This is a genomic window from Labilithrix sp. (assembly GCA_019637155.1).
Classification (GTDB): Bacteria; Myxococcota_A; Polyangia; order Polyangiales; family Polyangiaceae; genus Labilithrix.
This window is the reverse complement of the sequence record JAHBWE010000009.1, coordinates 397,585-409,817: the sequence shown is the minus strand read 5'-3', so window position 1 is coordinate 409,817 and position 12,233 is coordinate 397,585. Positions and strand designations below refer to the sequence as shown.

Here is a 12,233-nt window from a genome sequence, read left to right as displayed (position 1 = left end):
GAAGCCGCCGCAGCCCGCGCCTCCTGCTCCGCCGCCCGCGCCCGCGGGTGAGCCGGCGGTGTGCGGCCGCGCGCGCTTGGCCAAGGCGCAGAACCAGCCCGCGACCATCGTCAAGAACCTCGAGGGTCAGTGTCGCGCCGCGGGCGGCACGATTTGATCGACGACCCCGGCGAAGGCGCCGTCTCCGAGCACGGCGCGAGCGAGCTCCCGCTCGTCTTCGTCGACACCTACAACGAAGAGCTCCGCGACGCCGAAGGCTTCATCGGCGACCGCGCGAGCAACCGCGCCTTCCGCGCGATCCTCGACGATCTGCGCGACCGCATCAAATCGGTCGACGACGAAGACCCGCTCGGCGAGCGTCCGAGCAAGGAGATCTCGAAGCGCAGGCTCGACCGCGTCCTCACCGACGGCGATCCGCTCGCGGCCGGCGTCGTGCTCTCCGCGATCGAGGACTTCGCGCGCGAGCTCGCCGCCGTCACCGCGCGTTTCCTCCGCCTGAAGGAGTGGAAGGACACGCAGCGCATCGTCATCGGCGGCGGCCTCCGCGAGAGCCGCGTCGGTGAGCTCGCGATCGGGCGCGCCGCCGTCATCGTGAAGTCCTCCGGCCACGCGGTCGACCTCGTCCCGATCCGCCATCACCCCGACGAAGCGGGCCTCATCGGATCCGTGCATCTTGCACCTTCCGTGCTCCTCCGCCCGAAGACGGCGATGCTCGCGGTCGACATCGGCGGCTCCAACATCCGCGCGGGGGTCGTGACGATCCCGGGCGGCGACCTCTCGAAGTGCGCCGTCCACGTCTCGGAGCTCTGGCGCTACGTCGTGGAAGACCCGAAGCCGAGCCGCGCCGAGGCGGTCGCGCGGCTGGTCACGATGCTCGAGCGCCTCGCCGCGGCGGCGACGAAGGACGGCCTCGAGCTCCTCCCCCTCATCGGCGTGTCGTGCCCCGGCGTCATCGCGACCGACGGCTCGATCGAGCGCGGCGGCCAGAACCTCCCCGGCAACTGGGAGTCGAGCCGCTTCAACCTCGTCGCGCAGCTGAAGGAGGCGATCCCCCACATCGGCGAGCGCGCGACCCACGTGCTGATGCACAACGACGCCGTCGTGCAGGGCCTCTCGGAGGCCCCGTTCATGACCGACGTCGCGCGCTGGGGCGTCCTCACGATCGGCACCGGCCTCGGCAACGCGAGGTTCACGAACCGCGCCTCGAAGTGAGGCCGCGCGTCAGTCGCGCCAGCAGCGGGAGAGCTCCACCAGCATCTCCTCCGCGTTCACCAGGCCGTCGTTCTCGCCGCCGAAGCGGCGGGTGAGGCGCATGTCCGGAGTGATCTTGTACGGCGTGTGCTTCTCTTTCACGAACGCGAGCACCTTCTGCGGATCGAGCGGGGTGTCGTCGCGGAGGTGGAGCGTGACCGCGCGCGCGGTCGCCTCGCAGCCGAGGACCTTGAGCTTGCGGAGCTCGCACTTCAGCGTCATCAAGCGCACGAGGCACTTCGCTTCGGAGGGCGGGGGGCCGAAGCGGTCCTCCATCTCGATCGCGATCTGGCCGACCTCGGCCTCGTCGATCGCGCTCGCGAGGCGCTTGTAGATCGACAGGCGCACGCCGACGTCGCCGACGTAGTCGTCGGGGAGCAGCGCGGTCACGTCGAACGAGAGCTCTGGGTCCACGTCGTGGACGACCGGCTCGCCGCGGAGCTCGTGGACCGCCTCGTCGAGCATCTGCGCGAAGAGGTCGAGGCCGACCGACGCGATGTTGCCCGACTGCTCCGCGCCGAGGATGTCTCCCGCGCCGCGGAGCTCGAGGTCGAGGGAGGCGATCTTGAAGCCGCTCCCGAGCTCGGTGTGGCGCTCGAGCGCCTCGATCCGCGCGCGCGCCTCGTCGTTCATCGCCGAGGGCGGCGGCACGACGAGGTAACAATACGCGCGCTCCTTGCTCCGGCCGACGCGGCCGCGGAGCTGGTAGAGCTGCGCGAGGCCGAAGAGGTCGGCGCGATCGATGATGATCGTGTTCGCGCGCGGGATGTCGAGGCCGCTCTCGATGATCGCGGTCGCGCAGAGGATGTCGTAGCGGCCCTCGACGAAGTCGAGCATCGTCTTCTCGAGCGCCGATTCGCTCTGGCCCTCGATCTGCTGCGATCGAGGCCCCTTCTTCAGCGCCATCTGGCCGTGGACGACGCCGATGCGCGCGTTCGGGAAGAGGCGCTGCACCACGTTCGCCTTCTCGTAGAGGCCCTCGACGCGGTTGTAGACGTAGAAGACCTGGCCGCCGCGGTGCAGCTCGCGGCCGATCGCCTCCTTGAGGACCTGCTCGTCGTAGGCGGTGACGAGCGTGCGCACCGCGCGCCGATCGACCGGCGGCGTCGTGATGAGCGAGAGGTCGCGGATGCCGGCGACCGCCATCTGCAACGTGCGCGGGATCGGCGTCGCCGAGAGCGTGAGGACGTCGACGTTCACGCGCATCTGCTTGATGCGCTCCTTGTGCGCGACGCCGAAGCGCTGCTCCTCGTCGACGACGAGGAGACCGAGCGACTTGAAGTGGATGTCCTTCGAGAGCAGGCGATGCGTGCCGATGACGACGTCGACCTTGCCGTCCTTCAGGCCGGCGAGCACCTCGTCGCTCTCCTTCTTCGTCTGGAAGCGCGAGAGGACCTTGAGGTTGATCGGGTAGTCGCGCATCCGCGCCTCGAAGGTGCGGAAGTGCTGCTGCGCGAGCACGGTGGTGGGGCAGAGCACGGCGACCTGCTTGCCGGCGTGCGCGACGCGGAAGGCCGCGCGGATCGCGACCTCGGTCTTGCCGAACCCGACGTCGCCGCAGACGAGGCGGTCCATCGGGCGCGGGATCTCGAGGTCCTTGTTCACCTCGTCGATCGCGCGCGCCTGATCGTCGGTCTCGTCGAACTGGAACGTCGCCTCGAACGCGCGGTACTCGTCGTCGGCGGCGTCGAGCGCGTCGCCGAGCTGGGACTGCCGCTCGGCGTAGAGGCGGAGGAGCTCGTCCGCCATCTGCCGCACCGCGGCGCGGACCTTCGACTTCGTCTTCGCGAACGAGGCGCCGCCGAGGCGATCGATCTTCGGCTCCCCCGCCTCCGCGCCGGAGAACTTCTGGATCTGGTTGAGGCGGTAGACCGGGAGGTACAGCTTGTCGCCGCCCGCGTACGCGACGACGAGGAGATCGACCGTGAGGCCGCCGACGTCGCGATGGACGAGGCCCTCGTAACGGCCGATGCCGTGCTCGACGTGGACGACGTAGTCGCCGACGTTCAGCGAGCGCAGGTCCTCGACGAACGGTCGCGTCTTGTCGGCGACCTTCCGGCGCGCGACGCGATGCGCGCGGCCGCCGAAGATCTCCTCCTCCGTGACGAGCGCGAGGCCCTCGCCGGGGAGGAGCACGCCGCGGGTGAGGGGCCCGACCACGACCTCGGCGTCGGCGTCGGCCGGCGCGGCCGCGAGCGAAGGTTGCACTTTGCATCGAACGCCCTGATGCGAGAGCAGCGCGCATAGGCGCTCCGCCTGCGTCTCCGCGCGCGCGGTGAGGAAGACGCGGAGGCCTTGGTCCTTGTAGTGGAGGACGCGGCGCGCGACGGGCGCGAGCGCGTTCGACTTGCCCTTCTGCGCCCGCGCCGCCTTCACCGCGCGCGTGAGGTCCTCGTTGTCCTGCGCGGCGAGCGAGAGCGCGTGGCTCGTCGTCTCCCACTGCGCGAAGCCTTCCCCCGGCGCGCCGGCGATGGGCGTCGCGTGGAGCGCGACGACGGAGCGACGCGCGAGGGCGGCGGCGCCTTCCTCTTCGGTGAGGTAGTGCGCGCCGAGGATGAAGCTCGGCGTCTCGGCCTTGACCGCCGCGTCTTCGGCCGCGCGTTCGAGCTCGGCCCGCACGTCGGCGGTGAGCGCGGCCGGCGCCGCGAGGACGAAGCGCGCGTCGGCCGGCACGTACGCCGCGAGCGGCGCGAGCTCTTCGTAGTAGGCGGGGAGGAAGCCGTCGGCGCCGAAGAACGCGCGGCCCGTCGCGACGTCGTCGACGAGGAGGCGCGTCTTCGTGGTGGGCCAGTCGATCATGTCGGCGAGGTGACCGACGCGGCGCTTGGCGCGCTCGACGTGCTCCTTCGTCAAGATCGCGTCGCGCGCGGGCGGGAGCCACACCTCGGCGAGCGGCTCCTTGATCGTCGTCTGCGTGTTCGGATCGAACGGTTTCAGCGACTCCACCAGATCGCCGTAGAGCTCGATCCGGATCGGATCGGCGGAGCCCGGCGGCCACACGTCGAGGATCGAACCGCGCACCGCGAACGAGCCCGGGTCCTCGACGACGGGGACGCGGAGCCAGCCGGCGTCGAGGAGATCGCGCACGAGGCGATCGCGATCGAGCTCCGCCTCCTTCGCGACGTGGTGGGTGGTCGCGCGGAGGACGCCGGGGGGGACGAGCTTGCGCACGAGCGCGGCCGGCGGCACGACGAGCACGCGCCACGGCCGCGCGGTCGCGAGGTGCGCGAGGGTGGCCATCCGCGCCATCGCCGCGCGGCGGTCGGGGTTCACGTCGGCGTAGGGAGAAGCCTCCGGCAGCGCGAGGACGAGGACGTCGTCTTCTTCGCCCTTCGTGCGCGACAGGAACGCGACGTCGCTCGCGAGGCGCGCGGCGTCCTCGCCGTCCTCGGCGACGACGACGATCGGCGCGGGGCCGCGCGCGAGCGCCGCGACGAGCACCGCGTCGGCGGCGCCGCGCACGCCGGCGACGTCGACGCGCGCGTCCGTGCGCGCCGCGATCGCGGCGAGGCGCGTGACCTCCACGCCCTCCGGCGGGAGCACGGACGGGAGCGGGTCGAGCTCGGTCTCTGCTTCTGCGTGCATCGAGAGAGCCGCTCTATCTAGCGCGTCAGGCGGAAGAAGGCAGGGATCGCGACGATCGCGACGAACAACCCCACGGACGAGCCCAAGGCGCCGACCATGCCGACGTCGACGAGGCCGGGGAACTTGCAGACCGTGAGCGCGGCGAACCCAGCCGCGGTCGTCAGCGCGGTCGCGGTCGCGAGCGGGGCCTGCTCGACGACGGCGGCCTCGATCGAGCCGGACCGTTCGTCCGCTTCGAGGAGGAAGAGGACCTCGTCGAGCGTGATGCCGAGCAGGACGGGGAGGACGAGGGCGTCGTAGACGTGCCAGCGCACGCCGAACGCGCGCGCGAGCACGAGCACGAGCGCGATCTCGACGGCGAGCACGCCGGCGGCGAGGGCGACGCGCGCGGGCCGCCGCAGCGACGCGCCGAGGGCGAAGATCACGATGAGCGCCGCGCCGGCGAGCACCTTCGGGAGGTCCTTCGCGAGCGAGCGCGCGAGGCCCGCCTCGAGCTCGCCGAAGCCGGTGATCACGGCGGCGGGGTCGGCGGCGCGGAGGACGGCCCGCGCTTCGGACGAGTCCTTCCCCGGCGCGAAGCGCACGAACGTGACCGCGAGCGTACCTTCGGCGTCGGTCGCGAGGTGACGGCGTCGGATCCACTCGGGCGCGTCGTCGGTCACGCGCGTCGACGGATGCTCGAGCGCGTCGAGCGCAGACCGGAACTCGACTACGGAGAAACCTTCCTTCTCGAGCCCGAGCGTAAGCGCGTCGCCGCGCGCGGGGAGCTCGAGGCGGTCGCGCTCCGCGAGGCGATAGCGCTGCATCTCGGGGGAGGGCGCGACGGTGGCGAGCGCGTCGTAGCCGGCGATCGCGCCGCGGCCGAGGAGCCGATCCGCCGCCTCGGCGACCGCGTCGGCGCGGGCGCGCGCGCGCGCGGGGTCGGGATCGGCGGACACGACCATGACCTGCCCGCGCGTCCCGCCGAACTGGGAGTAGATCGCGTCGTACGCGGCGAGCGCCGGCAACGTGCGCGCGTCGAGCGTCGCGATCCCCGTCTCGACACGCGGCAGCCCGAGCGCGACCGCCGCGACGCCCCCGACCGCGACGACCGCCAGCACGGCGACGGCCCGCGCGCGCGTAGCCGTCAACGCGACGACCCACCGCCCGATACCGAATCCCCCGCGCGGTTGGGACTCGCGGCGCGGGGACGCGGCGGCTCGGCGCTCCAGCAGCGCGCCGAGCTCGGGGACGAGCGCCAGGATCGCTAGGGCGGTCAACACCTCGCCCGCGGCGCAGAGGAGGCCGAGCTGGCGCATGCCCTCGATCTCGGAGAGGAGGAGGCAGCCGAAGGCGCCGCCCGCGGCGACGGCGGCGCCAAGCGTCGGGCGCCACGTCTCGCGGCGCGCCACCACGGCCGGGTTCGGCTCGCCCTCGCGCACCGCGACGAGCAAGCGGCCGTAGACGTGCACGCCCGTGTCGACGCCGACGCCGATCACGACCGCGGTGAAGCCCGTCGCGACCGCGCTGAGCTGCGGATAGAGGAGCGCCGCGAGCGCGGTCGTCCACAACGTGCCGAGCGCGAGCGGGGGAAGGACCGCGACGAGCGCGCGACGGCGCGGGAACGCGACCGCGAAGACGACCGAAGACAGGACGAACGAGAGCGCTCCGCTCCGCTCGAGGTCGGAGCGGATCATCGCCTCCGTCTGGCGCGCGACGACGTGGCCGCCCGCGACGTCGACGCTCACGCCGGGACGAGCGACGCGCGCGACGGCGGCGTCGACGTCGTCCGTGAAGCGCGCGGCGGCGTCGGGGTCGAACGCGCGGCCGCGGGGCTCGAGCACGATGAGGCGCGCGCGCCGGTCCTTGCTCACGAACGCGCCGCCGGCCTCGCCGGTGACGCCCGCCGCGAGCTCGACGCGGTCCTCCCAAGGGATCAGCGAGAGCCGCAGCGGATCCTTGGTGACGAGGTCCGCGAGATCGCCCGCGCCCGGCGCGAGGACGAGGGCGCGCAGCTCGTGGAGGCGCTCCGCCATTCCGTCCGGCGTCAGCGCATGCGCGAGCCTCTCTCTCGCGCGCGGGCCCGCGAAGCGCCACGCCTCCGTCGGATCCGTCGCCGCCGGCGCGGCGGGGACGCTCGTGTGCACCGCCGCGATCGAGGCGCAGCCGCCGAGCTCCTTCGCGAGCGCCTCGGTCGCCGCGAGGGCCGCGTCCGGCTCGTCGCCGCGCACGAGCACGAGCCCGAGATCGCCGCCGCCGAAGGCGCGCGTGACGCGCGCGAGCATGTCGGCCTCGGGCGTGTGCGGGAAGAGCGTGGTCAGGTCCTTCGAGAGCCCGAGCCGCGTGACGAAGAAGAGCGACGCGATCGTCACGAGCAGAATTATCACGGTCAGGGGCTTCGCCCCCGACACCCCCACCCCAGACACGGCCCTCGAAGACTCGGGGCGCTTCGCGCCCGCTGGAGCGGCCGCTTCTGGGGCCCCGGGGTCGCGGCGCGCGACATCCGGGGACGTGGCGTTCGATGACTTGGGGGGCTGCGGGGCCGCTTCTGGGGCCCCGGGGTCGCTGCGCGCGACATCCGGGGACGTGGCGTTCGATGACTCGGGGGGCTGCGCGGCCGCTTCTGGGGCCCCGGGGTCGGGCGCGACATCCGGGGACGTGGCGCGCGACGACTTGGGGGGTTCGTCGCGACGGGTGCGTCGGGACAAAGGTGGGTCCTCTTAGGCTTCCGAGTCGGGCGGGGGCTTGGCTACGCGGACGCGGACGCGCATGATGCGGCGGCGGCTGACGCTCGTGACCTCGGCGGTGGCGTCCTCGCCGAGCTGCACCTTGTCGCCGATGCGAGGGATGTGACCGATCCGCGCGAGGACGACGGTGCCGACCGTCTCCGCCCACTCGTTGTCCTCGACCACGACGCCGATCGCGCGCAGCTCCTCGAGCGTGGCGCGCGCGTCGACGTCCCACGCGCCCTCCTCCTTCGCGACCGGGATGACGCGCGCGACCTCGACGTCGAGCTCGTCGCGGATCTCGCCGACGATCTCCTCGAGCAGGTCCTCCATCGTCACGATGCCGCTCGTGCCGCCGTACTCGTCGACGACGACCGCGATCGGGATCTGCGCGCGCTGCATGTTGCGGAGGACGTCGAGGAGGCCCTGCGCCTCGGGGACGAAGAGGATGTCGCGGCGGACGCTCGTGAGGTCCGAGAGCCTCGTCGCGGCGGGATCGACGAGGAAGTCCTTCGCGTAGAGGTAGCCCGCGATCTCGTCGACGCTGTGCTCCTTCGTCAGGACGACGCGCGAGTACTGATGCGTGCGGATCTGGCGGATCGCCTCCTCGCCCGGCGTCGAGATCGGGATCGTGAACACGTCGACGCGCGGAACCATCGCGTGGCGCGACGTGCGCTGCGCGAAGCGGAGGACGCGCTCGACCAGCTCCGCCTTGTCCTTGCCGCTCGGCGAGCGCGCGGCGTTGGCGGCGAGGATGCCGACGAGCTCCTCCTCCGAGAGCGAGCCTTCGCTCGCCGCGTCGGCGGAGAGGCCCATCGCGCGCAAGATGACGTGCGTCGACTTCTCGAGGACGTAGAGGAGCGGACGGAAGACGACGTAGACGACGTGGAGCGGCGTCGCCGAGAAGAGCGCGAGCTTCTCCGAGCGCTGGATCGCGATGAGCTTCGGGACGAGCTCGCCGAAGAGGACGTGCCCGAACGTGAGGAGCGTGAACGCGAGGACGATCGCGACGTACTCCGCGATCTTCCCCGGCTCCTTCCCGAGGACGTAGTGGAACGCGCTGTCGACGATGCGCTCGAGCGCGGGCTCGCCGATCCAGCCGAGCCCGAGGCTCGCGAGCGTGATGCCGAGCTGCGTGACGGAGAGGTAACGATCGATGCGCGTGACGATCGCGCGCGCGCGCGTGATGGCGGGGTCTTCGCGCGGCGCCTTCTGCGTGCCGGCGAGCGTCGTCGACAGCTTCACGAACGCGAACTCGGCCGCGACGAAGAAGCCGTTCAGCGCGATGAACACCGCGGCGAAGAGGAGCCCGAGCACTTGAGGCAGGCGACTTTAGTCGGGATTGAGCGAGAGCGCGATGGTCGGGACGCCCGGTTCGCCCTTCTCCAAGTAGCCGTATCTCGAGAGGTTTCCCATCACACGGGCGACGTAGCCGCGCGTCTCGACGAACGGGATCGCCTCGACGAAGACGTCGAGCGTCTCGCCTTTGGCGCGCCCGAGCCAGCGCTGGATCGCCTCCGGTCCCGCGTTGTACGCCGCGACCGAGAGCGTCGTGTTCTGACCGAGCTTGTCGAGGAGCTCGCGGAGGTAGAGCGCGCCGAGGGTGATGCTCTGCGACGGCCACACGAGCCGCGAGTCGTCGTGCTCGATCTTCGCGTGCGACGCGGTGGTCTTCGCCGTCTCGGGCAAGAGCTGCATGAGGCCCACCGCGCGCGCGGGCGAGACGACGTCGGGATCGAACGCGCTCTCCTGGCGCATCACCGCCCAGACGAGCTCCGGACCGATGCGCGACGCCGCGCCCGCCGGACGCACGCTCTCGGGGTACGGCTTCGGGAACACGCACTCCCACGCGTGCCGGTTCTTCCCGCCCGGCGCGGTGCCGATCTGGACGGAGGGGACCTGGAGCGAGATCTGGTAGAGGCGCTTCGCGCGATCGAGCTCTGCGTACGCCGCGCACAGCGCCTCGGTGCGCCGCGCGGGGAACTTCGCCGCGACGGCTGGCTCGTGCTCCTTCAGCGCCTCCTCCGCCTCCGCGTCGAAGCCGATGCGATGGAGCATGTCCGCCGGCGCGGGGAGCTCGATCGCGAGCGGCTCGCTCGTCCCGGCGACGGCGGGGTCGATGAGCGGCGGCAGCGTCGCGCCGTCCTCCTTCAAGCGCGCGCGGGCGACGAGCGCGGGATACGAGAGCGGCTGCGAGCGCGCGACGTCGGTCCAGCGCGCGATCGCGTGGAGGCGATCGCCGTCGTGGAGCGCGGCGAGCGCGGCGAGGTTCGTCCAGCGCGCGGCCGTGATCGGATCCTCCGCCGAGCCGACGAGCCCCTCGAGGAGCGTCCGCGCCTTCTTGTCGTCCTTCTTGCTCTGGAGCCACGAGAGCGCGCGGTAGCGCTCGGCCTCGCGCCGCTCCTTGCCCGCCGGCCAGTGCTTCACGTAGTCGTCGAAGGCGAGCGCCGCGTCCTTCCAGCGACGCGCGAGCGCGTGCGTGCGCGCGACGTGGAACTCGGCCTGATCGGCGTAGGTCGATCCCTTGTACGCCGCCATCACGTTCTTGAAGCCAAGGACGGCCTCGGCGTCGCGGTCCGCGCGCGAGAAGGCGCGCGCGGACAGGAACGCGTCCTCCGCCGCGTGCGCGCCGCCGAGACCGGAGCACTGGCGGTAGACGAGCGCGGCCTCGGAGTAGCGCGTGCGCGCCCGGTAGTAGACCTCCGCCTTCGCGCGACACAGATCGACGAGCGACGCGCCTCCTTTCGCGGTCGCCTTCTCGACCGCGCGCAGCGCCTCGTCGGTGCGCATCGCGTCCGCGAGCGCCTTCGCGCGCGCGAGCAGCTCCGCTGCCTTCAGCGGCTGCGTCGCCTTGTCGAGGACCTCCACCGCCTCCGCGTGCGCCGCCTCGTCGAGCGCGTTCACGGCGAGCCAGCGCGCGTCGGCGACCGCGGCGGGCTCGCCGTCCTTCAAGCGCGTGAGCTGCATGCGGCGGAGGCGCGCCTGCTCTTCTTGCGCGCGCGTGCGCCCCGACGCGCTCGCGACGCGGTCCCAGGCGGCGCGCGCCTTCGTCCCGTCGCTCGCCTTGTCCCACGCCTGCGCGGCGAGGACCCACATCGAGACCTCGCGCCGCTGGGAGAGGAGATCGGCCGCCTTGTCGAACGGCCCCGCCTCGAACATCGCGAGCGCGCGCGTCTTGCCGATCAGATCGCGCAGGAGCGGGAGCTCGTCCTCGAGCTTCGTGAGCGCGGCGACGGCGTCGGCGGCCTTGCCGGTCATGAGCGCGACCCGCGCGCGCGCGAGCCGCACCTCGGGCTTCGCCTGCTCCTCGGGCGAGAGCTTCGCGAGCCCGTCCGCCGCCTCGCGAAAGCGCCCCACGCGGATCGCGTCCGGCCACGCGAGCGGTCCGCCGGCGTCGAGCTCGTCCTTCGCTTCCGGCGCCGCGGCCTCCGGCGCTGCGTCCTCCGCCGCCGCGTCGACCGCGCTCGTCACCGGCTTCGCCGGCGTGTCGCGGTTGCACGCGAAGAGCGCCACGAGAGCGACGCTACGCCACAGTCTCGACACGGAAGCCGCCTCCACCCGCGAAGCTGTACACCGAAGTGACGCCGGTGGGATCCGTTCCTTCGATCACGCGACGGAGCCGCGGCTCCGCGAGCGTGCGGAGGTGATCGCCCGACTCGATCCCGATCCAGCGCCGCCCCATCTTGTGCGCCACCGCCGCGGTGGTGCCGCTGCCGAGGAACGGGTCGAGGACCCAGTCGCCGGGATCGGTGCTCATCGCGAGCACGCGCGCGACGAGCCGCTCCGGCTTCTTGTTCCGCGAGAACACGACGCCGCCTTCGCGCGCGATGCCCTGGAACGGCACGTCGTCCCACACGTTCGTGAGCGGCTCGACGATCCGTGGCTCACCTTCGATCTCGCGCACCTTGTCGTGGAGGAACAGGATGCGGTTGCCGCCGCGCACGATGAACGGGGGCCGCCCCGGGCGCTCGTGGACGAACACGCGGTCCGGCTGCGCGCGCGAGCGATCGACGATCGCCTGCGCCGCCTGCGCGATCGCCTCGTAGCGCGGCTGCGCGAAGCGGACGACGTGACGCGATCGACGGAGCGCGATCGACTCGACCCGCGCGCGGAACGCGTCGGCGCCGAGCGCCTTCGTCGCCGCCCGCGTCGAGTCGTGGCCCAAGAGCGCGGCGACGGCGACGCGGAGCGGGCGGAAGGACCAGCGCTTCGGCGGCGCCTCCGGATCGTCGAGCCACGTCGAGTACGCGTGGTCGAAGCCGGCGCGGACCTTCACCTGCGGGCGGTAGCGCCACGCCTTTTTGTCCTTCGCGTAGACGAGGAGGAAGTCGCTCACGTGGACGGGGCCGCGGTTCTGCGCCTTGTGCCCCGTCGGCGCGCTCCGCACGACCGTGATCGTGCTCACGCGGTTCTTCGCCCCGAACACGTCGTCGAGGATCGTCGTGAGCGACGCGAGCGACGTGTCGTCGATCTCCACGAAGACGGCGCCGTCGGCGGCGAGGAGTGGACGCAGCGCCTCGATCCGGGGGCGCATGAACGCGGACCACTCGTCCGCGGACTTCGCGTCCTTGTATTCTACAAACGATCGGCCGGAGTTGAACGGCGGATCGAGGTACGCGCACCGGACCTTCCCCTCGAACCGGCGCGCGAGCCTCCGCATCGCGGGGAGGTTGTCCCCGTGAACGAGCAAGT

Annotated in this window: 6 protein-coding genes; 1 reads left to right on the top strand and 5 read right to left on the bottom strand. The window is 72.3% G+C overall.

The window, feature by feature from the left end; genetic code table 11:
• Positions 1 to 129 precede the first annotated feature (129 nt).
• On the top strand, positions 130 to 1,212 hold the full coding sequence (locus KF837_21480) for an ROK family protein (GenBank protein ID MBX3229906.1): 1,083 nt from the start codon (positions 130 to 132) through the stop codon (positions 1,210 to 1,212).
• Positions 1,213 to 1,221: 9 nt separating this feature from the next.
• On the opposite strand, the gene mfd is transcribed toward KF837_21480, so the two are convergent.
• The 5 genes from mfd to KF837_21455 form a co-directional block, all read right to left on the bottom strand.
• A complete protein-coding gene (mfd, locus tag KF837_21475) occupies positions 1,222 to 4,836 on the bottom strand; it encodes a transcription-repair coupling factor (GenBank protein ID MBX3229905.1) in 3,615 nt (1,204 codons plus the stop codon).
• Between the two features lie 17 nt (positions 4,837 to 4,853).
• Positions 4,854 to 7,202, bottom strand: a complete 2,349-nt coding sequence (locus tag KF837_21470; protein ID MBX3229904.1) for an MMPL family transporter — start codon at positions 7,200 to 7,202, stop codon at positions 4,854 to 4,856.
• Positions 7,203 to 7,535: 333 nt separating this feature from the next.
• The gene (locus tag KF837_21465; protein MBX3229903.1) at positions 7,536 to 8,858 is read right to left on the bottom strand and encodes an HlyC/CorC family transporter; all 1,323 of its coding nucleotides are present in this window, start codon (positions 8,856 to 8,858) and stop codon (positions 7,536 to 7,538) included.
• A 15-nt stretch (positions 8,859 to 8,873) separates the two neighbouring features.
• A complete protein-coding gene (locus KF837_21460; protein ID MBX3229902.1) occupies positions 8,874 to 11,054 on the bottom strand; it encodes a transglycosylase SLT domain-containing protein in 2,181 nt (726 codons plus the stop codon).
• A 10-nt stretch (positions 11,055 to 11,064) separates the two neighbouring features.
• On the bottom strand, positions 11,065 to 12,231 hold the full coding sequence (locus KF837_21455) for a site-specific DNA-methyltransferase (GenBank protein MBX3229901.1): 1,167 nt from the start codon (positions 12,229 to 12,231) through the stop codon (positions 11,065 to 11,067).
• Positions 12,232 to 12,233: the final 2 nt, after the last annotated feature.